This is a genomic window from Nocardia lijiangensis NBRC 108240 (assembly GCF_001613045.1).
Classification (GTDB): domain Bacteria; phylum Actinomycetota; class Actinomycetes; order Mycobacteriales; family Mycobacteriaceae; genus Nocardia; species Nocardia lijiangensis.
The window spans coordinates 12,850-36,569 of sequence record NZ_BDBP01000005.1; the positions used below are offsets into that span (position 1 = coordinate 12,850).

15 protein-coding genes are annotated in these 23,720 nt (G+C 66.8%); 10 read left to right on the top strand and 5 right to left on the bottom strand.

Annotation, left to right across the window (positions count from 1 at the left end; translation table 11 throughout):
• The first annotated feature begins 14 nt into the window (after positions 1-14).
• Complete coding sequence (locus NL1_RS38860) at positions 15-9,821, top strand: type I polyketide synthase (RefSeq protein WP_067833649.1); 9,807 nt, start codon at positions 15-17, stop codon at positions 9,819-9,821.
• A 130-nt stretch (positions 9,822-9,951) separates the two neighbouring features.
• Here NL1_RS38860 and NL1_RS02220 read toward each other — a convergent pair whose 3' ends face one another.
• Positions 9,952-10,890 carry a hypothetical protein gene (locus NL1_RS02220; RefSeq protein WP_245673046.1) on the bottom strand — a complete coding sequence of 313 codons (939 nt, stop codon included), beginning with the start codon at positions 10,888-10,890 and terminating at the stop codon, positions 9,952-9,954.
• On the opposite strand from NL1_RS02220, the gene NL1_RS02225 reads away from it, so the two are divergent.
• Together NL1_RS02225 and NL1_RS02230 are read left to right on the top strand one after the other, a co-directional pair.
• Positions 10,880-11,971 (top strand): helix-turn-helix domain-containing protein, encoded by a 1,092-nt coding sequence (locus NL1_RS02225; RefSeq protein ID WP_245673047.1) that lies wholly within the window; start codon positions 10,880-10,882, stop codon positions 11,969-11,971. The two genes, NL1_RS02220 and NL1_RS02225, sit on opposite strands and share 11 nt — an antisense overlap.
• 49 nt (positions 11,972-12,020) lie before the next feature.
• The gene (locus NL1_RS02230) at positions 12,021-12,974 is read left to right on the top strand and encodes an LLM class F420-dependent oxidoreductase (RefSeq protein WP_245673048.1); all 954 of its coding nucleotides are present in this window, start codon (positions 12,021-12,023) and stop codon (positions 12,972-12,974) included.
• A gap of 416 nt (positions 12,975-13,390) precedes the next feature.
• On the opposite strand, the gene NL1_RS02240 is transcribed toward NL1_RS02230, so the two are convergent.
• On the bottom strand, positions 13,391-14,764 hold the full coding sequence (locus tag NL1_RS02240; protein ID WP_156094609.1) for an FAD-dependent monooxygenase: 1,374 nt from the start codon (positions 14,762-14,764) through the stop codon (positions 13,391-13,393).
• A 35-nt stretch (positions 14,765-14,799) separates the two neighbouring features.
• Between NL1_RS02240 and NL1_RS02245 the strand changes: the two genes are divergently transcribed.
• Positions 14,800-15,486, top strand: a complete 687-nt coding sequence (locus NL1_RS02245; protein WP_067833661.1) for a TetR/AcrR family transcriptional regulator — start codon at positions 14,800-14,802, stop codon at positions 15,484-15,486.
• A 72-nt stretch (positions 15,487-15,558) separates the two neighbouring features.
• Here the strand turns inward: NL1_RS02245 and aat are convergent, their stop codons facing one another.
• Positions 15,559-16,296: a leucyl/phenylalanyl-tRNA--protein transferase gene (aat, locus tag NL1_RS02250; RefSeq protein ID WP_245673049.1), complete on the bottom strand. Its 738-nt coding sequence runs from the start codon at positions 16,294-16,296 to the stop codon at positions 15,559-15,561.
• A 541-nt stretch (positions 16,297-16,837) separates the two neighbouring features.
• Between aat and NL1_RS02255 the strand changes: the two genes are divergently transcribed.
• The 3 genes from NL1_RS02255 (at position 16,838) to NL1_RS02265 (ending at position 19,771) form a co-directional block, all read left to right on the top strand.
• Positions 16,838-18,001: an IS110 family RNA-guided transposase gene (locus NL1_RS02255; RefSeq protein ID WP_084510238.1), complete on the top strand. Its 1,164-nt coding sequence runs from the start codon at positions 16,838-16,840 to the stop codon at positions 17,999-18,001.
• A gap of 88 nt (positions 18,002-18,089) precedes the next feature.
• Positions 18,090-18,476: a hypothetical protein gene (locus tag NL1_RS02260; RefSeq protein WP_067833664.1), complete on the top strand. Its 387-nt coding sequence runs from the start codon at positions 18,090-18,092 to the stop codon at positions 18,474-18,476.
• 209 nt (positions 18,477-18,685) lie between these two features.
• Positions 18,686-19,771 (top strand): protein kinase family protein, encoded by a 1,086-nt coding sequence (locus NL1_RS02265; RefSeq protein ID WP_067833667.1) that lies wholly within the window; start codon positions 18,686-18,688, stop codon positions 19,769-19,771.
• Between the two features lie 562 nt (positions 19,772-20,333).
• On the opposite strand, the gene NL1_RS38865 is transcribed toward NL1_RS02265, so the two are convergent.
• Positions 20,334-20,546, bottom strand: a complete 213-nt coding sequence (locus NL1_RS38865; RefSeq protein ID WP_218024336.1) for a hypothetical protein — start codon at positions 20,544-20,546, stop codon at positions 20,334-20,336.
• A 321-nt stretch (positions 20,547-20,867) separates the two neighbouring features.
• Here NL1_RS38865 and NL1_RS37155 point away from each other — a divergent pair, with 321 nt between their 5' ends.
• The 3 genes from NL1_RS37155 to NL1_RS38870 all read left to right on the top strand — a co-directional run bounded on the left by NL1_RS37155 (position 20,868) and on the right by NL1_RS38870 (position 22,493).
• Positions 20,868-21,305, top strand: coding sequence for a hypothetical protein (locus NL1_RS37155; protein WP_156094610.1), 438 nt, complete (start codon positions 20,868-20,870; stop codon positions 21,303-21,305).
• A 38-nt stretch (positions 21,306-21,343) separates the two neighbouring features.
• Positions 21,344-21,799 carry a hypothetical protein gene (locus tag NL1_RS02275; RefSeq protein ID WP_218024337.1) on the top strand — a complete coding sequence of 152 codons (456 nt, stop codon included), beginning with the start codon at positions 21,344-21,346 and terminating at the stop codon, positions 21,797-21,799.
• A 490-nt stretch (positions 21,800-22,289) separates the two neighbouring features.
• On the top strand, positions 22,290-22,493 hold the full coding sequence (locus NL1_RS38870) for a hypothetical protein (RefSeq protein WP_084510239.1): 204 nt from the start codon (positions 22,290-22,292) through the stop codon (positions 22,491-22,493).
• Positions 22,494-22,787: 294 nt separating this feature from the next.
• Here NL1_RS38870 and NL1_RS02280 read toward each other — a convergent pair whose 3' ends face one another.
• On the bottom strand, positions 22,788-23,486 hold the full coding sequence (locus NL1_RS02280; RefSeq protein WP_067833959.1) for a DUF6461 domain-containing protein: 699 nt from the start codon (positions 23,484-23,486) through the stop codon (positions 22,788-22,790).
• Positions 23,487-23,720: the final 234 nt, after the last annotated feature.

Sequence of the window (23,720 nt, forward strand, 5' to 3'; positions counted from 1 at the left end):
TGAGGAAACAGCCGATGGCTCTGTCTATCGACGAACTTGTTGCGGCGCTGCGTGTTTCGGCCAAGGACAATGCCGTGCTGCGGCAAGCGAACGACAAGCTGGTGGCGACGATGTCGGAGCCGGTGGCGATCGTCGGGATGGGCTGCCGCTTCCCCGGCGGGGTGTCCTCGGCGGCGGATCTGTGGGACGTGGTGACCGAGGGCAGGGACGTGATGTCCGGCTTTCCGGCCGATCGAGGTTGGCAGGTCGCCGCGTCGCTCGAGGTGCGCGCGGGCGGATTCGTCCATGACGCGGACCGGTTCGACGCGGGATTCTTCGGGATCAGCCCGCGCGAGGCACTGGCGATGGATCCGCAGCAGCGGGTACTGCTGGAAACCTGTTGGGAGGCACTCGAACACGCGGGTATCGACCCGAACTCGTTGCGCGGCAGTGACACCGCCGTGTTCATGGGAGTGGCGGGATCCGGCTACGGGCTGGGGGCGACCGAGGACGACGGAGTCGAGGGCTACCTGCTGACCGGGACCGCGTCGAGCGTGGTGTCGGGCCGGGTGTCCTACGTGCTCGGTCTGGAAGGTCCCGCGGTGTCTGTGGACACGGCGTGCTCATCGAGTCTTGTCGCGCTGCATCAGGCGGTTCAGTCGGTGCGCTCCGGTGAGAGCTCGCTGGCGCTGGCGGGCGGTGTGACGGTGATGGCCACCCCGGCGGTGTTCACCGAGTTTTCGCGGCAGGGCGGCCTGTCGGCCGACGGGCGGTGCAAGGCCTTCGCCGACGCGGCGGACGGCACCGGATGGTCGGAGGGCGCCGGGGTCCTGGTCGTCGAACGGTTGTCGCAGGCGCTGCGCCGCGGCCACCAGGTGCTCGCCGTGGTGCGCGGGTCGGCGGTGAACCAGGACGGTGCGTCGAACGGTTTGACGGCGCCGAATGGTCCGGCGCAGCAGCGGGTGATCCTGCGGGCGCTGGCGAACGCCGGCGTGCCCGCGTCCGAGGTGGATGTGGTCGAGGCGCACGGGACCGGCACCAGATTGGGTGACCCGATCGAGGCGCAAGCGTTGCTGGCCACCTACGGCCAGGGTCGGCCCGCGGATCGGCCACTGTGGCTGGGCGCAGTGAAATCGAACATCGGCCACACCGTATCCGCGGCGGGAGTCGCCGGAGTGATCAAAATGGTGGAGGCGCTGCGCCGTGGCGTGCTGCCGGCCACCCTGCACGTGGATGCGCCGTCGACACAGGTGGATTGGTCCGCCGGTGCGGTGGAGTTGCTTGTCGAACAACGGGAATGGCGCGTCGACGGTCGGCCTCGGCGGGCCGGGGTGTCGTCGTTCGGGATCTCCGGCACCAATGCGCACGTCATTCTCGAGCAGGCCCCCCAGATCGAAGTCACCGACGACACCGTGACATCCGAGGTGGGGCTCGCCGGGGTGCCGTGGGTCCTGTCGGCACGCAGCCGGCAGGCATTGGCGGACCAGGCGTCGCGGTTGTCGGCATGGGTGCGCGAGCGCCCGGACTCGAACCCGGTGGATGTCGGCTGGTCGTTGGCGACCACCCGGGCGCGATTCGAGCACCGGGCAGTCATCGTGGGTGAGGATCGCGCGCAGCTGCTGTCCGGGCTGGCGGCGCTGGCCGACGGCGAGCCGTCGCCGGACGTGGCCGCCGGCGTCGCCGGTGTCACCGGAAAGACCGTGCTGGTGTTCCCGGGCCAGGGCTCCCAATGGGTCGGAATGGGTGTCGAGCTGATGGATTCGGCACCGGAGTTCGCGCGGATGATGACGGAGTGCGCCGAAGCGCTTGCGCCACTGGTCGACTGGTCGCTGCTCGAGGTGCTGCGCGGAGCGCCGGGTGCGCCGTCGCTGGACCGCACCGATGTGGTGCAGCCGGTGCTGTTCGCGGTGATGGTGTCGCTAGCGGAATTGTGGCGCTCGCTCGGGGTGGTGCCGGATGCGGTGGTCGGCCACTCACAAGGTGAGATCGCCGCCGCGTATGTGGCGGGAGCGCTGTCGCTGGTGGACGCCGCACGGCTGGTGGTCGTCCGTTCCAGGGCGTTGACCGAATTGTCCGGTGCCGGTGCGATGGCCTCGGTTGCCTTGCCCGCCACCGCTATCGGTGCGCGATTGGCCGGGCGGGACGGGCTGGCTGTGGCCGCGGCGAACGGGCCGACCACGACCGTCGTGTCCGGCGCACCCGAGCAACTGGAGGAGTTTCTGGCCGAGTGCATCGCGGAGGGCATCTACGTGGGCCGGATCGCGGTGGACTACGCGTCGCACTCGCCCCAGGTCGACTCGTTGCGCGCGGAGCTGCTGGACGCCGCGCGCACCGTCACGGCGCGATCGTCGCAGGTGTCGTTCTATTCCACGGTGACCGCCGCGGCACTGGACACGGCCGAATTGGATGCGGCGTACTGGTTTCGGAATCTCCGCGAGACCGTGCGGTTCGAGGAGGCTGTGCAAGCCTTGCTTGCCGACGGATACCGCACATTCGTCGAGGCCAGCCCACATCCGTTGCTGACCTTGGGAATCGAGCAGTGCCGCGAGGCGGCGGCCGCGGACGAGAAGACCACGATTGTGGGATCCCTTCGGCGCGGCGAGGGCGGGCTGACCCGGTTCCTTGCGTCGGTGGCGCTGGTGGATGTGGTCGGTGCGGCGAAGGTGCGGTGGGACGCGGTCTTCGAAGGGCACGCGCCGGAGCCGGTGACGTTGCCGACGTATGCATTTCAGCGGCAGCGCTTCTGGCTGTCGCCGACTCCTGCCGATACCGCCGACGGTCTGCATGTCGTGCAGTGGCGTGCGATACCGGCACCGCGACGACCGCACCATGTCTCCTTCGCGGACTGGACCTCCATCGATGGCGATGCGGTGCCACCGGTGCTGGTTCTCGATTGCCGGGTCGATCGTGGTAGCGATGTGCCCGCCGAGACGCGGCGGGCCGTGCACGAGACGCTGGAGGTGTTGCAGGCGTTTTCGCGCGAGCCGCGATGGGCATCGAGCACGCTGCTCATGGTTACTCGCGGCACCGTGAAGCTTGCCGGAGAGGACGTTCCGGATCCGGCGGGATCGGCGGTCTGGGGGTTGGTGCGTTCGGCACAATCGGAGGATCCGGGCCGGATCGTGCTCGTGGACAACGACACCGAGGGCGCCCTACCCTCGGAGACCGTCGCCGCGGTGCTGGCATCCGGGGAACCACAGCTTGCCATTCGTCATGGTGTGCTGCATGCGCCGCGGCTGATCCGAGCCGGGGCAAGCGAGGGCACAACCAGAGCGGGAATCGAAGCAGCTCTGGCCGCTGGGACGGTCATGATCACCGGTGGCACAGGTGGTTTGGGTGCGGCGGTAGCTCGGCATCTGGTCGCCGAGTGGGGTGCCGCGTCGCTGATGTTGGTGAGTCGGCGCGGGATGGCTGCGGTGGGGGCAGCGCAGCTGGCCGGGGACCTGACCGATTCAGGGGCTCGGGTACAGGTGGTGGCATGTGACGTGTCGGATCGCGACGCGGTGACAGCGGCGATCGCCGCGGTGCCCGACGAGTTCCCGCTGGTTGGCGTGGTCCATGCGGCGGGTGTGCTCGATGACGGTGTGCTCGGATCACTGACCCCGGAGCGGATCGATTCCGTGCTGGCGGCGAAAGCGGATGCGGCGTGGTATCTGCACGAGCTGACGCGGGACCTGGATCTGGCGATGTTCGTGCTGTTCTCGGCGGCCGCCGGAATCCTGGGAGCGCCCGGGCAAGCCAATTACGCTGCGGCGAATACGTTTCTGGACGGGCTGGCCGCGCATCGTCGCAGCACCGGCTCGGTCGCGACGTCCATTGCGTGGGGTCTGTGGGAATCGAGTACCGGAATGACCGGGCACCTGGGGAGTTCCGATGCTGCGCGGCTGAGTCGTGCTGGTGTGCTGGGGTTGTCGACCACGCAAGGGTTGGCGTTGTTCGATGCGGCCGTGGATCAGGCCCGCGCGGGAGTTGTTGCGGTTCGCCTGGATCAGCGGTCGCTGGCGGCCCAAGCTCGGGCCGGGGTGGTCGCCCCGTTACTGCGCGAACTGGTGCCGGAATCACCGCCCGCGGCGGACGCCACCGCCGGTCCCGCGAAGCTCGCACTGCGGCAGCGGCTCTCGAGCCTGACCAGCACTGATCGGATTCCGGTTGTGCTCGACCTGGTGCGCGCCCAGGTTGCCGGGGTACTCGGTCACACGAGCGCAGCCGACATCGACCCGGACCGCAATTTCCGCGAGCTGGGATTCGACTCGCTCACCGCGGTCGACGCCCGCAACCGGCTCGGTGCCGCAACCGGGCTGAGGCTGCCCGCGACCGTAGTTTTCGACTATCCGACGCCGCATGCCGTCGCGCGATTCGTCCTCGGTGAGTTGTTCGGCGACCAGTCGGATGGCGAGACTGGATCGGTTGCTCCGGCCACCACGGCGGGACCAGCGGAACCGGTGGCGATCGTGGGGATAGGCTGCCGCTTCCCGGGCGGCGTTTCCTCGCCGGAGGACTTGTGGCGCCTGGTGGCCGAGGGACGAGACGTAGTGTCCGGAATTCCCGCCGACCGGGGCTGGGATATCGCGGGATTCGCGGTACGGGAGGGCGGATTCGTCCGCGACGCGGGCGATTTCGATGCCGGATTCTTCGGGATCAGTCCGCGCGAAGCCCTGGCGATGGACCCGCAGCAGCGGATGCTGCTCGAAACATGCTGGGAAGCTGTGGAACACGCCCGGATCGACCCACGTTCGCTGCGCGGGAGCGACACCGGTGTGTTCATCGGTGTCGCGGGCTCCGGATATGGCACAGGGGCAACCGAGGAAGACGGCGTCGCAGGCTACCTGCTGACCGGGACTGCGTCGAGCGTGGTGTCGGGCCGGGTGTCCTATGTGCTCGGTCTGGAAGGCCCTGCGGTATCGGTGGACACAGCGTGCTCGTCGTCATTGGTGGCGCTGCACCAGGCAGTGCAAGCCGTGCGTTCGGGCGAATGCGGACTGGCGTTGGCCGGCGGAGTGACCGTGATGGCGTCGCCGGGGGTGTTCGTGGAGTTCTCGCGGCAGGGCGGGCTGGCCCCGGATGGTCGGTGCAAGGCATTCGCCGATGCCGCGGACGGCACCGGATGGAGTGAAGGCGCCGGGGTACTGGTGGTCGAGCGGCTGTCCGACGCGCGGCGTCGCGGCCATCACGTGCTTGCGGTCGTACGGGGTAGTGCGGTGAATCAGGATGGTGCGTCGAATGGTTTGACCGCGCCGAATGGACCGTCTCAGCAGCGGGTGATCCGCCGGGCCCTGGCGAATGCGGGGATCGCCGCAGCCGAGGTCGATGTGGTGGAGGCGCACGGCACCGGCACCACCTTGGGAGATCCGATCGAGGCACAGGCGTTGCTGGCCACCTACGGGCGGGACCGGCCGAGGGACCGTCCGCTGTGGCTGGGCTCGATCAAATCGAATATCGGTCACACGCAAGCCGCGGCCGGAGTGGCCGGGGTGATCAAGATGATCGAGGCGATGCGGCACGGGTCACTGCCCGCGACCTTGCACGTGGATGCGCCGTCCTCGCATGTGAATTGGTCTGGCGGTGCGGTGGAGCTGCTTGTCGAGCAACGGGAATGGGACGCGGTGGATCACCCGCGTCGCGCCGCGGTGTCCGCGTTCGGGGTGAGCGGCACCAACGCGCACGTGATCCTGGAACAGGCTCCGGTCGGTGAGTTCGGCGCTTCCGATAGCGCAGGCGGTGTCACCGCCATCGCCGAAAGGAACCTTTCGGTGGTGCCCTGGGTGGTGACGGCGCGCAGCCGCGCAGCATTGACTCAGCAGGCAGGTCGATTGCTGGAATGGGCACGGCAGCAGTCGAATCTGGATCCCGCGAACGTTGGCTGGTCGCTGGCAACCACGAGATCGCGATTCGAGCATCGCGCGGTGGTGCTGGGTACCGACCACGCCGAGTTGCTGTCGGGATTGAGGGCGCTGGCCGCGGATGAGCCGTCGGTGGGCGTTGTGCGTGGCGCGCCGGGCTTGTCGGGTAAGACGGCGTTCGTGTTTCCGGGTCAGGGTGCGCAGTGGTTGGGTATGGGTCAGGGTCTTTGTGCGGCGTTTCCGGTGTTCGCGGCCGCTTTCGATGAGGTTGTCGCGCGGTTGGATGTGGAGCTTGGTCGTTCGGTGCGGGAGGTGGTTTGGGGTTCGGACGCGGGGGCGTTGGATGCCACGGTGTTTGCGCAGGCGGGGTTGTTCGCGGTGGGTGTGGCGTTGTTTCGGTTGTTGGATTCTTGGGGTGTGCGACCGGATTTCGTGTGTGGTCATTCGGTGGGTGAGGTGGCGGCCGCTCATGTAGCGGGCGTGTTGTCGTTGGACGATGCGGTGGTGTTGGTGGTGGCGCGGGGGCGGTTGATGCAGGCGTTGCCTGGGGGTGGGGTGATGGCTGTGGTTGCGGCTACTGAGGCGGAGGTGTTGCCGTTGCTGACCGATGGGGTGGCGGTTGCGGCGGTGAACGGGCCGCGTTCGGTGGTGGTGTCCGGTGTCCGGGATGCGGTGTCGGCCATAGTGGATCGTTTTGCTGCGGTGGGGAGGCGGGTGAGTTGGTTGCGGGTGTCGCATGCGTTCCACTCGCCGTTGATGGAGCCGATGCTGGCGAAGTTCGCCGAGGTGGTGGCGGGTCTCGATTTCCATGAGCCCACGATTGGGGTGGTGTCGAATGTGACTGGTGGGTTGGCTGGTTCGGAGTTGCTGTCACCGGAGTATTGGGTGCGGCACGTGCGGGAGACGGTGCGCTTCGCCGACGGAATCCGGACCCTACAGCAGGAGGGAACCACCACATTCTTGATCGCGGGCCCGGACGGCGGCTTGGCCGCATTGATCGTCGAGTCCCTGGAACCGGCGGATGCCGTAACGGTTCCGGTGCTGCGCAAAGACCATTCGGAGCCGTGGACGGCGTTGCAGGCAGTGGCCCGCGTATTCGTCGCTGGATCGAACGTCAGGTGGGACGCGCCCTTCGGGACAGGTAGGCAGCGAATCGCGCTGCCTACCTATGCCTTCCAGCGCCAGCGGTACTGGCTGGACGGTGACGGTCGCGCGGACCGTGCCGGAGACCGGATCGATGACCAGTTCTGGACAGCTGTCGACCGCGGCGACACCACCCTGCTGGGAATCGATCCGGAACTGCAATTCAGCAAGGTCCTACCGCAGCTGTCGCGATGGCGCCGTGATCGCAAGGACCGTTCGGCGCTCGACCTGTGGCGCTACCGGATCGAATGGAAACCCTTGGCCGACAGCCACGGAATGTTGTCGGGGACGTGGCTGCTCATCGATTCGCCCGCCGACCCGCTGCCCCACGACCTTGTGCTGGCCCTCACCGAATCAGGTGCCCGGACACGAAGGGCGACGATTGATGCCGACCGAACAACACGCCTCGAACTCGCTGCGTTGATCCGATCGGAAAGTGCGTCAGGCGAACTGTCCGGCGTGCTGTCGTTCCTCGCCTCGGATGATCTGCCCAGCTCCGCTGCCCCGGCGATGTCCCGCGGCGTCCTGGGGAATCTCCTTCTGCTACAAGGGCTGATCGATGCCGGAGCCGCGGTGCCCTTCTGGTGTGTGACCACCGGCGCGGTTGCGGTGCACCCGTCCGAGCACGTCGGCAGCACCAGACAGGCACAGATGTGGGGGATCGGCCAGGTGGCGGGTTTGGAATTGCCGGATTCGTGGGGCGGTCTGGTCGATCTTGCGCCCGACCGGGACCACACGCTGACTCGCCGACTGGTGAGCGTGCTGTCCCGCACCGACGGCGAAGATCAGCTCGCGGTCCGGGCATCGGGTGTGTACGGCAGGCGAATGATGCGAGCGTCATCGCTGAACTCCCGTTCGACGGAACCTTGGATACCCAGCGGCACCGTGTTGATCACCGGTGGCACCGGCGGAATCGGTGCACAGCTCGCACGCAGGCTGGCACACGGCGGCGCGGAACACGTGGTACTGGTGAGCCGCCGCGGACGGCATGCACCCGGCGCAGAGGAGCTCGAGCAGGAACTCGCGAGTCTGGGCGCCCGAGTGACGATCCGCGCGGCCGATGTCACCGAACGTAGCGATATGGCAGCGATTTTGGCCGCGATAGATGCCGGGGACACACCATTGACCGCGGTCGTCCACGCGGCCGGGGTCGGAGCCCAGTGCCCGATCACCGAAATCGAGCCATCGTCACTGACGGCGGTGTTGGCCCCCAAGGTCATCGGCGCCGAGCACTTGGACGAATTGCTCGGCTCTCGTCGGCTGGACGCGTTCGTCTTGTTCTCCTCCGGCGCCGCCACCTGGGGCAGCGCGGGCGGGGCCGGATATGCCGCTGCCAACGCGTTTGTGAACAGCCTCGCCGAGCGCCGACGCGCACGCGGTCTGGTCGCCACCGCGCTCGCCTGGGGCGCCTGGTCGGGCGCGGGCATGGCGCAAGCCGCAGACGCGCGGCAATACATGAACCGCAGCGGCCTGCGATCGATGGCGCCGGAGCAGGCGATGCAAGCGCTGGAGATGGCAGTCGGCGCCGACGAAACACTGCTCACCATCGCCGATATCGACTGGGAACTGTTCAGCTCCGTCTACACCATGTCCCGGCGCCGCCCCCTCATCGCCGACATCCCCGACGCAGGCCGCGAAACCGCCGAGCATCGCACAGCCGATGCCACGGAACCCCCACTGCGGCAGCGCCTCACCGGACTGACCGAGTCCGACCAGGTGCGGTTGATCCTGGACGTGGTGCGCACCCAACTCGCACTGGTGCTCGGCCACGACGGGCCGGACGCGATCGATGCCGACCGCAGTTTCCAGGATCTGGGTTTCGACTCCCTGGCCGCGGTCGAGACCCGCAACCGGCTCGGCGAGACCACGGGGATCCGGATGACACTCGCGGCGCTGTTCGATCACGGCAGCCCGGCAGCTGTGGCCGGACACATTATGAAAGAGCTCGCGGCAAACGGCTCTTCCCGTGTCCCCGGGGCATCTCGCGCGGCCGTCGACAAGCCGCCCGTGGCAGGCGAAACGCTCGTCGATCTGTTCAAAGGCGCGGTGGCGTCGAACCGGGTGAACGCCGGATATGGCCTGCTGCACGCAGCGGCGCGGCTGCGCCCCGTCTTCGAATCGGACCAGGCGGCTACGGCAACCGCTGCGGTCCGGCTCAGCGAGGGGCCGGGCCCGCATCTCGTCTTCCTCTGCGCACCGACATTTACCGGAGGAATCCACCAACACCTGCGCATCGCCGCCGCGTTCAGCGGCCGCAGGCGAGTATCCAGCGTCCCCCTGCCCGGGTTCGACTCGGCCGACCCCCTGCCGTCCGGCCCGGCAGCCGCGGTCGCCGCACTCGCCGGGGCGGTACTAGAGATCACCGATGACAATCCCATAGTGCTGGTCGGCCACTCGGCCGCCGGATACCTCGCTCAGGCCACCGCGGCCCACCTACGCACAGTGCCGGGCATCGAACTGGGCGGCCTCGTCCTGCTGGACACCTTCGATATGGGCACCGAGGTGCCACGCGCGCAACAGGTCGAAGCCCTGCTCGAGATGGACGTCGCATGGGGCGAACTAACCGGCGCCGGCCTCACCGCAATGGTCGCATGGTCGGAACTGTTACCCGCCCTGAACTGCCACCCCCCGACCAGCCCGACCCTGCTCGTCACATGCACCAAGCCCTACTTCTGGCGCACATCGCCTACCGGCGACCGCGAACCCTTGCTGGCCCGCCCGTGGTCGAGTTCACAGACGCTCCGCATGCTCGACACCGACCATTTCGCCATGGTCGCGGACGATTCGCACCTGACCGCGCGCGCCATGGACGACTGGCTGGACCGACTCTGGAACGAGAGGCCAGGTCAGGCCATGTGAGGCGACCACCGATCTGGGTCGAATTCGCTACGAAAAGCGCCCGGAGGGCGACACGTCGTATCGGCGTCGAGAGATCGGCTTGCGTGGATGTCGGCACCGGTGGTGTCCAGAACGATTGGCTCGTGTTGCATCAACGGGGACCATCGGGGCCAAAGGATTTGGCGGACAACACACCTCGTGCTCCGCTGGCGTCGGCGACCCCCAAACAGGTGCGGCCGCGAAAGAGCCCGAGTTCGTAATCCACGGAGTCATCGCCGAAAGAGCGGACGAGCACGCCGATCTCGTAATCGCCGGGATAGGTGACTTCGCCGAGGTAGTCGATTCGATACGACGACGGTGACAGGTCCAGCACCAGCCCGTCCTCGCCGAGCGCCGCCGCCGTGAACACCGCGACGGCCTCGTCGTACCAGGTGGCCAGGGCGAGGTAATTGACATGCTGATTGGAGTCGACATCGCCTATCCGTGCACGCAGCGGCACGAAGAACGTGTAGTGGTCCCGTTGCCCGCGCTCGGCACCCGGACGGGGCACAGCCGTCTCGCTCGAATCCGGCATGGCCAAGCCGGTGAGATCCGCGATCAACTCCTCCGGGAGCGCAAGCGGCCCCGCGGGACCGAGACACAGCACCGTGGCCCCTCCGCCGCCCACCCGCCTGCCGCCGGCGAACACCGCTTGCTCGTAAGTGAACGATGACCGCCCGATGCGCCGAATCCCGGTGTGCACCTGTACATCGGCGTCGGTGCGGTAGACGTAGGCCAGCCGTTCGACCCTTTGGCTGACGAAAATGATCTGGTAGGGACCGAACTCACCGGCCCCGGTGGCCCGTTCGAATTGGGGCAGTTTCATCCGCATCCGAGCGTCCTCCAGCCAGCGGGCAACCCCGATCGTGCTCACGGCGCCGTTCCGGCCGAGATCGCCCTGCCGCACTCGAATGTCGCACTGGGCCGGAAACGCGGAGGCGCTGATGGAATCCATGAAAACACCGTAGGAAAACCACACCGGCGCACACTTGAACAAGCGCGCCAACCAGATAGCACATTTTCGCCACAATGCACTGGACGTGACCGGCATCGCCGACCCTGCAGGCTCGTTTGACTCGGCTCCAATCGCGGGGAGAACATGGGCGCAAGGAGATCCGGGAAACGAACGCGGAGTGGATCGGTCGGCGATGAACAACACTGGAGCGGAGGTCGCCGACACGCGCGGAGGGTTCTCGCTGGATTCCACCGTCCCCGGCGCGGGATCGCGCGGTTTCGATGTGTTCCGGCGCGGGTGGCAGACGCAGGTCGGCGATGGGTTCCCGCTGCCGACCTTCAGCACGGTCACGACCGGTGATTTTCGGGTCAGGAGCCGCGTGGCGAAGGTGCTCGACGTGGCGATCACCGACCTCGACAGCGCGACCGTCATCCGAACGGGGGGAACTCCGCTCGGCTATGAAGATCAGGCACGGATCTACGTAGTGCGGCGCGGCACATGGGTTTTGGGCGGCTCGCCCGATCGCGCCGAATACACCGTTGCCGCCGGGCAGTTCCTCTTGCGGCACGGACCGCCGTTGCACTTCGGGGCAGCGCCGGACACCACGGTGCAGATTCTCACGCTGCCTTCTGCGATGCTCGAGCCGCGGCTCAGAAACCGGAGCATCACCGAATCGGCGGACTCAGCCGAGATGCGCCTGCTGACGGCACATACGAACATGGTCCACACCACCGTGGCAGCCCTCGGCCCGGTCGGTGTGCACGCCGCTCACGGCGCTCTGATCGAGCTGGCCAAGGCGGTGGTGGCGGGTCGGTTCGACGATACGGAGCCCGGGCTCAGGCCCGCGCTCGTCCAGGCAGCGAAGGTCCTCGCGGACCGTCGCCTCGCCGACCCCGAGCTGTCCCCGGCGATGCTGGCACGTGAGCTCAACGTCTCCGCGCGCACCCTCCAACGGGCGTTCACCTCGGTGGGAGAGTCGGTGACCACCTACATCCGCCACCGCCGGTTGGAACAGGCCCGGCGCGCCCTCACCGCCCCGTGCCGTCGGCCGAACGTCTCCGAACTCGCCGCGCACTGGCAATTCTCCGACAGCAGCCACTTCATTCGCGCCTTCAAAAAACGCTACGGCCAGACGCCCATCGAGTACGCCCGCTCGATGAGGACTGCCGGGACCTGATGACTCGGCGGACAGCACCGATCGACTTCATGAACGAGGACCCCGGCGCATGCTTGTGGCGCAGACGTTCCACCGGTTTGGCGCGATTGTTCACGTGTGCGCCGGAGTCCCTTTCCTAGAGTTCGGAGACATGGTTGGTTTTCGCTTCGGGGTCAACATGGGGTTGCAGGGTTCACGTTTCGAGTGGGTGGACAAGGCTCGCCGCGCGGAAATGCTCGGCTACGACGTCTTCGCCGTGCCGGATCACCTCGGTATGCCGGCACCGTTACCGACGTTGTCGCTGGCGGCGGAGGCCACCGAGCGAATTGGGTTGGGCACCTTCGTGTTGAATACGCCGTTCTACAATCCGGTGCTGCTGGCCCGCGACGTTGCCGCACTGGACCAGTTCAGCGGCGGCAGGGTCGAACTGGGGCTGGGCGCGGGACATGTGAAGGAGGAATTCGACGCCGCCGGGATACCGTTCCCCAGCGCCGGCGCCCGCATCGACCACGTCGAGCAGACCGTGCTCACCCTGCGCAAGCTCTACTCCGCCCCCGAATACCAGCCGGCACCCGCGCAGCCGGAGGGTCCGTCGGTTCTGATCGCCGGGTGGGGAAACCGGTTGCTGCGCATGGCCGCTCAGCACGCCGATGTGGTGGGCCTGACCGGGGCCGCGGCCGCGAAATCCGGTCTGCTGACCGCCGCGGGTGCGGACGAGGTTGCCGAACGCGCCGAATACGTGCGCGGCTTGCTCGGTGAGCGTCGCGATCAGGTGGAACTCAACCTCTTGATATGGGGGGTGGGCACCCCGGCGGAGCGTGACACCGTGGGCGAACGGGTGCGCCAGTCCCTGCCCGGATTCACCGACGACCAGATCGGCGCCGCGCCCGCGGTCATGGTGGGCACACCACAACAGATCGCCGACAGCGTGCGCGAATGCCGGGAGCGTTACGGAATCACGTATTTCACTGTGGTGGAACCGGATCTGGAGAAATTCGCGCCAGTCATCGAACTACTGAAGTAGCCCGGTCGAGCGGTTGCACGGTCGTGTGGCCAGGTCCGGCCATTCCCCGACGGCCAGCACGTGTGCGCGCCGTCCGGCGTGCGTGCGGAACTGACGGTCGAGGACCTGTCGGTCATCGCGAGCCGCACCCTCGTCATCGTTGCGGACGACGACGCGATGAGCCTCGAACACACCATCGCGCTCTACCGCGCGATCCCGAAACTCCGAGCTCGCTGTCGTGCCCGGCGCTTCGCACCTGTTGGTCGTGGAGAAGCCCACCGAGGTTTACCGCTCGGTCGGCGCATTCCTCACCTCCGAGGCGCCGAGGACCTGGCAGCCGATCCGCCGAGCGTGACCTGAGCCGACCCATTTTGTGTTTGCCGGCGACATTGATCTTCGAGACACTGCCGCGGCCGGTTCGGACCGCGCACAGGGCGCTAGCGGTACGAACGGCTCACGAAGCCGTCAGGGCGGACCAGCACCGTCCCGTACGGCCAGCCGTCCACGAGGTGCACCGGAACGTCGGCCTCCACGCCGGGATCGGCCGTGAGTACGCACCACTGCGATCCAACGAGATCCAGCGTGGACACCCCGTCGGACACCCACATGTGCGGCAGACGGGATCCCGGCGACCCGTCGAGGTCGAGGGCGACGTCCTCGGTGGAGGGGAGCTCCGCGCCGCCGTACCGGTAGCCCATGTGCACCACAGGTGCGTTGATCGCCCCCGCTGCCTTGCGCGCCTCTGCCATGTCCGTCCCCCAGTGCAGGGACGGATCGTTGAACCGCAGGCGCGCCTGCTCCATCGTCATCAGGGCCACCGGATGGCGCTCCGCGTGATAAGTCTCCAGCAGTGCGGGCCCGGCCTCACCGCGCAGTACGTGTGCGAGTTTCCATGCCAGATTGTGCGCGTCGGCGATGCCTGCGTTCAACCCGAACGCGCCCAATGGGGGGATGGCGTGCGCCGCGTCGCCCACCAGGAAGACCCGCCCGACGGAGAGCTGATCGGCCACCTGGCCGCGCCCCCGGAACCTCAGCACGCTGCGGATCTCCACCTCGATCGACGGGTCGCCGAGCGCGGTGCGGATGAGGTCGGGAGTCGGCTCGGTGTCGAGGGCGGTGAGGAACACCCACTCGCGTTCGCCGTCGACGGTAACCAGCAGGCCGGTCGCGTCCGGATGCTCGATATTGCACATTGCGAATGGCTTGCGCGGACGCAGATCAGCGTCGAACAGGATGCTCGTCGTTTCCCGACCGATCGCACCGGGACCGGTGAGGCCGGTGCCGAGGATCTGTCGAACCCGGCTGCGCACACCGTCGGCCGCTACCAGGTAGCGCGCCCGCACGACCCGCCCGTCGGACAGGGTCGCCGTGACGCCGCCGGAGTCCTGCTCGAACGAGTCGAGCGCCACGCCGAACTCCACGTCGCCGGCCTTGGTGATCAGCACGCGGTCGAGCCGGTTCTGTGCGCAGGTGCCGCGGATCCGGGCCGGTGTGTAGGTGAGCTCTGCCGCACTTTTCGTCTTCCACTCCGCGCTTTCGGTGAAGTCGGCCTCGGCGAGCGTGCGCCCTCTGATCTTCCCCGCCCGCAAGTCGACCGCGGCCTCGTTGACCGCTTGATCCAGGCCGATCTCGCGCAGGATCTCCACCGACCGCGACCCGATGCCAGTGGCCCTGGGGTGGGGCGAGAGCTCCGGCTTCTCCTCGACGACGAGGGGCTTGACGCCGTGGTGACGCAACAGCACCGCGAGCATCAGCCCAACGGATCCGCCGCCGGCGATCAAAACATCTGTGGATACAGTGTGCCCGTTCATGGGCACACTGTATCCACCTCTGTAGACTCCTGTCCATGTCGCTTATCTGGGAGCGTGAGCCGTACCGGTCGAACAGGCAGGCCCTGAGCGTGGAGCGCATCGTGGACGCGTCCATCGCCATCGCCGACGCCGAGGGGCTCGACGCGCTGTCGATGCGCCGCGTCGCCGCCGAGCTGTCGACCGGCACGACCACGCTCTACCGCTACGTGGACAGCCGCGACGACCTGCTCGACCTCATGGCCGATGCGGTACAGGACGGCCACGTGCCGCTGACCGGAGACTGGCGCGCCGACCTCGAGGCGTACGCCCACCACGAGCGCGAGCTGTGGCTACGGCACACCTGGCTCGCCCCGCTACTGGCCACCCGGCCATCACTGGGCCCCAACTGGCTGCGCGGCCTGGAACAGGCCCTCACCGCAGCCGCGCCGCTGACCTCCGACATCGCCGACGCGGCCTCGGCCGTCGGGCTGATCAGGGACTACGTGCGCGGCGCGGTCATGCGCGAGCTCGCCGAGAAAGAGACCCAGCGGCGCACCGGTCAGACCGAGGACCAGTGGCGCGCCGCCGTCGCCCCCTACATGCGCAAGGTCATCGAGAGCGGCGCATATCCCCTGGTAACGCGCATGACCAAATCCGCCGACCTGAGCCCGGCCGAACAGTTCTCCTACGGCTTGCGCCGCATCCTCACCGGGATCGCAGACTCTCAGCAGACGACAAAGTGATCACGAATGCACGAGGCCGGTTCCGCCCCAACGGGGAACCGTCGACGCGACACACTGCCATTCGGTGATCGTTCACGCCGGTAGGTGGTTGGGGGAGTTGGGGACCGGGATTTCGAACTGCCAGGGGCCCGAGAGGCCGGGGCGGGCGGCGGCCTGGGTATGTAGGTGCAGGTAGTCCGCACGGGAGAGGTCGATGGCGCCGAGGGAGGTGAGGTGGCTGGAGGTGACCTGGCAGTCGATGAGGGCGAAATCCCAGGCGGCCAGTTGGGCGCAGAGCCAATACAGCGCGACCTTGGAGGTGTCACGGGCGCGGGAGAACATGGACTCGCCGGCGAAGGAGCGGCCGAGTGCGACGCCGTAGAGGCCGCCGACAAGGTCGCCGTCGCGCCATACCTCGACCGAGTGCGCATGACCGAGGTGGTGCAGCCGCAGGTAGGCCGCCAGCATGTCGGAGCCGATCCAGGTTCCGGCCTCCTTGTCACGCGGTCCGGCGCAATTCGACATCACATCGGCGAAGGCGCGATCCATGGTCACCCCGTAGTCGGCATTGGCGACAGATCGGCGATAGGACTTGGTCACCCGCAGGTCGGTCGGCACCAGAATGCTCCGAGGGTCCGGGCAGTACCAGTGGATCGTTTCGCCGGGGTTGTACCAGGGAAAGATGCCCGCGGAATAGGCGCCCAACAGCCGCTCTGGCGACAGATCTCCGCCGAAAGCGACCAGTCCGGTCGGATCCGCGAGCTCGACAGGTGGGAAAGGCTGGTCTGGATCGACCAGATACATCCGCATCAGGTCGGTAGCGTCGGTCACCGGACAGACATTACCGACCTCGGAGAACAGGTCCCAGTGAGCGAGCCCATGCCGGCCACAAAGCGGGCTGTCGCTTTATCGCTGCGGTAGTCTGGCACGCTTCCGAAATCCGTAACCCCAAGAGCCCAAGCATCGCAACCAGCGCGAAATCGCACGGGGCGGTCGAGTCCCGGGCCGCGGACAGCAGGGCCTGGCCGAGGACGACGACATCACTACCGCGTACGCCGCCAAGCTCCTGCATGCCGACGCCCAGGGCGATGCGTAGCGGCGCATGAGCCGTCGGCGCAGGCGACCATCGAGGAACATCCGCTTCTCGGCTACTTAAGACTGGCGGTAGGACCGGTGCTCGGCCAAGCTCTGGTCCAGGTGCCCGGTGAGACGCTCCCTTAATCGGCTGCCCGCCGTCGTGTTTGGTGTGGCTCTCTCATGGCTTGCGTCTCACCGGGCGCCGCGCCGGGAGTGGCTCGAAAGGGGTTTGCCCGGGCTCGAAGTAGCGGTGCCCTCCCTAGCCTGAAACACACGTTAGCCAGGGAGGACACCAGTGGCGGTCATCATCGGAATGGATCCACACAAACGCTCGGCCACCATCGAAATCATCGATGACATCGGGAAGGTTCTGGCCCTGGGCCGGTACGGCACCGACAAGGCCGGCTATGCCGACATGCTGCGTGCCGGGCGTCGATTCACCGATCGAGTGTGGGCGATCGAAGGCTGCAACGGCATCGGCCGCCATATCGCACACCGGCTGGTCCACGACGGCGAAACGGTGCTGGATGTGCCGGCAAAACTGTCGGCGCAGGTGCGTGTGTTCGCCACCGGCAACGGCCGCAAAACCGACCCAGTGGATGCGCACTCGGTAGCGCTGGCAGCACTGCATTCACCGAATCTGCATCGTGTCGAGGCGGATTCGGAGCTGATCGTGCTGGGCATGCTCGCTGATCGCCGCGATGGTCTCGGCACGGCCCGCACCGAGACCGTGAACCGTCTACACCGGATATTGCTGGACTTGTTCCCCGGCGGCGCCAAGAAATTCCTCTCCGCAATGCAGGCACGCAAGCTGGTCGCGACGATCAAACCGCGCGATCCGGTCGGCAAGACCCGGCGTCGGCTGGCCGTCGAGTTGATCGGTGAGCTCGAAAGTATCGACCGCAAGATCAAAGCCGCCGACAAAGAACTCCAGCAGTTGGTCACCGACCGCGGCTCGACCCTGACCGACCTGCATGGCATCGGACCCTCCAGCGCCGCACGACTTCTCGCCGACACCGGTGACGTCCACCGTTTCTGCAACCGGGACCGATTCGCCTCCTGGAACGGCACCGCACCCTTGGACGCATCCTCGGGTGAGCAGCAACGACACCGCCTCTCACGAGCCGGGAACCGACGCATCAACCGAGTCCTGCACATCATGGCCGTGGTTCAACTCCGCAATCCCACCCCAGGACGCACCTATTTCGACGCCAGGAAAGCAGCCGGGAAGACCTCGATGGAAGCCATGCGATCGCTCAAACGACAACTTTCCAACGTCGTCTACACCCGCATACTCGCCGACCAGAAACGAAGCGAAACGGCAAGCCCGGGAGGGCAATCGGGAACGACTCTGCAATCCAGCGCGACCGGCCTGACCCCGCACACCGGCCCTTCGGACAAGCCACATCCCGGACCTACCACCACCCAGCCTAACCACCGTCTCCCGGCCATGTCTTGACATAAAGGGGCGGCATTTGCGGATGTCCCGAGACCGCCGACGTATACAGACGACTCGCCTCCGACTCCGGTCCGGCACAATAACGCGGGTGCGAGCCCTCGATCTCGAAAATGCCTTCCTTCGATACCTGGGCAACCACGGCCGCACTCTCGACAACCTCGACGCCACCACCGCGATCGGCTCGATGATTATGTTCTATGCCCATCACCGCGTGACAGATGTCGACATCGACGACGACGGCGACATGCTGCTGTTCCAGTGGGGCACATACGGCAGCGACGGGTTCGGTCTCATTCGCCAGTTGGAGCGAATATGGCTTATCGGTAACCGTGAACCCGTTCGTAAAGACTGGTTGGCCATTTCGCGTTCTGCGGGTCGGCGACATGCCGAAAGCCAGTGGCCCCGTAGCGTCAGGCCGACGCCTGACGCCTCGTCTCTCACTACGTGGAGTCGTCGCGTGGAGGTCGGAACGTAGAGTGCGGTTTCGGGGGACAAGCCGGGACCGCCGTCGGGTGCGGCCCCGGACCGACCTCCTGCCCACTCCGGAGGCCGCCGGCACGACCGCGTGGCCATGACTGAATCGAGGTCGGCGCCCACATGGAGGCCGCAGCGAACTCCCCTGACGCAGTGACGTCCTGTTCACCTGACGCGGCGATATCCCGCGACGCGGCGACGACCCGCGACATGTCGCGCCCGGCGCGCCTGCACGCCCACAGCGCCGTCTCCACGGCCCTGGCGCTGCACAGCGATCACGCGTTGCGCGAGCTCGTGGATGCGGCCGCGCCGATCGGCGCAGGTATCGGCGGGAAGTCGGCGTTGCTGGAGGTCGCCGGAACCCCGGTCTTCGTGAAGCGAGTGCCCCTCACCGACCTGGAACGGCAGCCGGAGCACGTCCGGTCCACGGCGAACCTGTTCGACGTGCCGCTCTTCTGCCAGTACGGCGTCGGCCTCATCGGCGGGCCGGGCTTCGGGGCCTGGCGCGAGCTCGCCGTGCACACCATGACGACGAACTGGGTGCTCGCCGCCGAACACGAGGGCTTCCCGCTGATGTACCACTGGCGGGTGCTGCCGGACACGACGCCACTGCCGGAGGAGCTCGCCGACATCGATCGCGCCGTCGCCTACTGGGACGGCGGACCGCAGGTACGCCACCGGATCGAGGCCCTGCGAGACTCTTCGGCGAGCATCGCGCTGTTCCTGGAGTACCTCCCGCAGAACCTGCACGAGTGGCTGAACGCCCAGATCGAGGCGGGCGAGGAGGCCGCCGACCGGGCCTGCGCCATGGTGGAGCGGGAACTGGCCGCCGGCACCGCGTTCATGAACAGCCGTGGGCTGCTGCACCTCGACGCGCACTTCGAGAACATCCTGACCGACGGTCAACGCCTCTATTTCGGCGACTATGGCCTCTCGCTGTCCTCCGGGTTCGACCTCTCGCCGCAGGAGGCCGCGTTCTTCGACCAGAACCAGAGCTACGACCGCGGCTACACCGCCACCTACCTGGTGAACTGGCTGGTCACCGCCCTGTACGGGCTCCGGCGGGAGGACCGGGAGGTGCGCGCCACGATGGTGCGCGGCTTCGCCGAGGGCAAGCCGCCGCAGGGCATCCCTGAGCAGGCCGCCACGGTCCTCACCCGGCACGCGCCGATCGCCGCGGCGATGTCCGCGTTCATGCGTGCGTTCCAGCAGGCGAGCCGGAGCACCCCGTATCCGGACGAGGAGATCCGCCGCCTGCTGGGCGGCCAGGCCTCTGTGCTCGTTCAGCCAGTGTGACGGACCCGGAAGCGGGTGGCTCGGCGGGATCCCGGTCGACGGCCTGGACGGGCGGCCATACCCATGGCCGTACCTCGATCTGCGGTCGATGCTGCACCGCAGTGTATTTCGTGTCGCAAACCGCCCTGTATGCGGTATGAGCGTGCATGGTTGAGTCCGGATATCGTTCGGTATGTGACCGAATCGCTCTTGTCGGAACTGATGGCCGAACACGCCGCCAGCCGAACTCCCGACAGCTACAACCGTTTCTAGCCCTGTTCCGTTCCAGCACAGTCGGCATTGTCGCTACCGGCAACCTACGGCACGACGAGCGAGGAGGTCTTGTCGCAGGTGATGGCTGGGGAGCGGGACGGACGAACTACGGTGACGGGCGTTCACGCGTGCTGGCTTGGGCTGATCCCGAACTCGCCCTTCACAACTTCGGTCCCCAGTTCGATGCGGGTGTGGCTGGTGACCACAGACCGACGCTCCGTGAAAGTCCGCGATACACCCTGTAATCGGCAGAAGAGTGTGTTCAGTCGGGTCTCGCCGAGTCACCTTGCCGGGCAACCGATCAGTGGTCTCATACCGGTCGTGTGACCAGCCGGGCGAGTTGCTTCACCCGCGGCGTTTTCAGTCGCACTTCCACCCGTCCCGACTGCCCCGGATCGGTCGCCGCCGGGGCGTAGGCGAAGCACACTCGGTTCGGTCGGTCGATGCTGAACTCGATTGTCGCCCAAAGCGGATGCGTCATCGCCACATCGATGTGTTTGAACCGGCCCGCCCACACCAGCATCCGTCGGCCGGTAGTGACCGCGATCGCGCCTGAGGCTGCCTGCCGCTCCCACTCCACGTGACGACCGGATGAGCGGACAAGGCGACGGGTGACCGAACCGGTCAAGCCCTCCTCCAAGAACACAACATCGTCGGACGCGACCAGCGACGCTCGCAGATCCTCTGGCAACCGCCCCGACCCGAGCATCAGCCGCTGCAGGGCATTCACTCATCCAGGGTAACCCTGAATGCCCACCTGATGTCCCTAGATCGCCGGGCTCACAACCGGTTCGTGGCATGACTGCACACATGTGGCGCGTGCACGAGCCGGGACATACGGATCGTGACGAGACGGATCGACCAGATGCAGATCCACCACGCCGATCGCATCGGCGCCGGTCGGCTCGGGCAGGGTAACGACCACCGATACCTGTTGCGATGGTACCGGTTCGGCTCGGGCAACACGTCAACCGCGGCCGAGGCCAGCAGCAAGATCAATAGACCCGAAATACCCTGCCCAACAAGACAATCCCCTCCCGTATCGACGTTGCTCGCCTTCGACCGGCTCAGCCTAGCTCAAATCCCCGCGGCGACACCCACTGCGCGCCAGCGGCATTGGTGTGCACTGTCGGTAGCGCACGGAGATGGTCAGCTTTCCGGTAGTCGGCGCGACGGCCGGACGGCCGGTCCCGTCCGGGCGGTCGCCACCATCACGAGGGGCGGCAGCAGCACGCTGCTGATCACCGGCGAAAAGCAAATGCGCGCAGTCGCCAGTCCATGACCGTGCGGAAGTGCTCGGCGTCCTCATAGAGTGCGGTCATGGATGAGATCCCCTGGTTCGAGTACGACGAGAACGACCTGGACACCGCGCAACGCGCGTTCGTGGATGTTCTGGCCGAACACGCAAGCTCCTGGCAGGTGGACCCGCTCGACACAGTCGTGCTGCCATCGGCGCACACCGTCAACGGCCAGCTGGTCGTCTATCTGGATATCGGTGACCCGCAACGCAACCAGGGAGTCCTGACTGTGGGTGCCCACTTCGACGGCTCCCACGTCCGTGGAGGCGAACTACATAACCAGGACTTCACCATCCAAGGGACCGCGAGTGAGTTCAGCTTCGAAGCCGCGGGCGAGCCTACCGAGCTGGCGAACAGAGCGGCAGAGTGGTTCGAGGCAGTCCTCGCGCGACCTCTGGTTCGATGCGAATGGCATCACGCGGGAAAGATGTTCGCGGTCCGCTACGAGTACGCGGATACGGGGGCGAAGCCTCTGTGAGGGTTTCGAAGACTCGCTGGCACCCCATCCACTGCGGAAAAGACTGGCCGCAGACGGCGTGATCCGAGGCAAAGGCCAGATCGACCATGCTGGCCTGGGCCGACCAGACGTGATCGCACATGTCCGAGGCGTCCGCCCCGACCAGTAGTAGAAGCGCACGCCCATCGGCACTACCAGATGTTCTGAGCCGGACACGCTCCCGACCGCCGGCCACCACGGCGTGGCCACATCGCTCCGCGCGCACAGCGGCAGAAGATCGCTTGGTTTCTCTGCGCTGTGCAAGCGAACTCGCCACTGGCCGTGTGACAGAGTGGCCGTGTCTACTCGGTGTCGTGCTGGCGAAGGTCTGCCGAGCATTGGGTGCCGATGATCAACAATGCGCGGCATTGGATGAAACGACGTGGTGTCCAGCAAGAAGGAGCGATGTGAACGGCGGCTGTCTCTGATCTGTTGACTGCACCAAGTCCTTGTTCGCAACGAAGGAGTTGGTGTGGCAGAGAACGAACTTCGCACGTCCCTGATGAACGGTCTGGTCGAACTCCACATCGACAAACGCAAAGTCGAGCTCGGCGGCTGCGCGCGCCCTTACGGCACCGGCTGCCAACATGAGCACGCCTGCTTCTCTGAAATAACTGACCAGCCCATCCCGGCGTCGTCCGAACGCACGCTCATGCCGAATACAGGATGGTTTTGAAACCCGCCAGTATCGAGAATCGAACGATTTCGCGGCACCACCAGGCAGTGTGCACGTGTCGAGCGCGTGCAAGGGGCACGACTTCACCCAGCGGAGTGTCCGGCTGTTCGTGCCACCGCCGCTTCACCCCATGCCGGCGTCGGGTACCTGCGGCGCTGTAGGGGTGACGGTAAGAACCGTGTCACCCGCCGAGATCTCCGACGCCGCGGTCGACTACGTCGCCCGGCAGGTGGATGTAGAGCGGACCGAGATGCGTTCTACGACTTCACCGGCCGTACCAGCAAGCGCACCGGGTCAAGCGGTGGTGTGGTCGGGAGGTGACCATCGGTAGGCGATAGGTCCGATGAGCAGGGGCTGGTCCAGCATGTCTGCCGTGAACGACACTCCAGTGACCTTCGCCGCCAGGGCGAAGGCTCTCGGCACGACGGTGCTGTAGCTGATGTCCGAGTCGCTCTCGTCTTCATCGGCGTCATAAACATAGTCATGATCGGCCATGTCCAGCTCCATGCCCAGCTCGCGCATGTAGTCGTTGAGCCGGTCGGGGTCGCAACCCCAACGGTCATGCGGGTAACACAGTCGGTGGCCGGTCACGATCGTCCCGTCGATCGCGTACTCGAGGCTGGGCTCGGCGTAGTCGTGTCGGGTGATCGCCACGACCTCACAGTCTCGCGATAGTTCCGCCAGCGCCTTGCGGTCAGTCATCCACCACCCGCACGGTTCGATGGCCACGCTCCATGCACCGGCCCGAAACACGCCCACGTGACCGCCGCCGTGACCGCCGCCAGTCTTGCCGAGGAACTCGACCATCCTGTCGTTGAGCTCTTCGAAGTCCGACTCCTGGCCGGAGTCGTCGCCTTTGCTGAAGCGGCGCACCACCTCCGACGGGTCCAGGTTTCGGAAGAAGCCGACGCTGAAGATCTCGCCCAGCGGGTCCGCTTGGCTCTCGGATGCGTCGAGCCACTGAAACGGGGCCAGGGGATCAGTTGTCGCCACATGGGTCATGGTGGCAGACCCCACCGACAACCATTCGATCGTCTGGAACGCCTGATCGACCCACTGCCCTCAGCGCGGACTTCCCGTGGCTCCGTTGACGTCCGACAGGCTCGCCGGGCCGATCCGCGAGGGTCAGCAGATCACCGGACTTGCTACCACGGGCGACCATCCTTGCCGCGCGGCGAGGTGGCCCTCGGCACCGAGCACATCGGATCGACATCCGAGACCGCCCGA

What these genes read in the sequence shown, in the direction of transcription:
- NL1_RS38860 (WP_067833649.1), top strand. Translation starts at nt 15, where the DNA reads ATGGCTCTGTCTATCGACGAACTTGTTGCGGCGCTGCGTGTTTCGGCC.
- NL1_RS02220 (WP_245673046.1), bottom strand. Translation starts at nt 10,890, where the DNA reads ATGCCGGTCACGTCCAGTGCATTGTGGCGAAAATGTGCTATCTGGTTG.
- NL1_RS02230 (WP_245673048.1), top strand. Translation starts at nt 12,021, where the DNA reads ATGCTTGTGGCGCAGACGTTCCACCGGTTTGGCGCGATTGTTCACGTG.
- NL1_RS02240 (WP_156094609.1), bottom strand. Translation starts at nt 14,764, where the DNA reads ATGAACGGGCACACTGTATCCACAGATGTTTTGATCGCCGGCGGCGGA.
- NL1_RS02245 (WP_067833661.1), top strand. Translation starts at nt 14,800, where the DNA reads ATGTCGCTTATCTGGGAGCGTGAGCCGTACCGGTCGAACAGGCAGGCC.
- NL1_RS02265 (WP_067833667.1), top strand. Translation starts at nt 18,686, where the DNA reads ATGTCGCGCCCGGCGCGCCTGCACGCCCACAGCGCCGTCTCCACGGCC.
- NL1_RS38865 (WP_218024336.1), bottom strand. Translation starts at nt 20,546, where the DNA reads ATGCTGGTGTGGGCGGGCCGGTTCAAACACATCGATGTGGCGATGACG.
- NL1_RS02275 (WP_218024337.1), top strand. Translation starts at nt 21,344, where the DNA reads ATGGATGAGATCCCCTGGTTCGAGTACGACGAGAACGACCTGGACACC.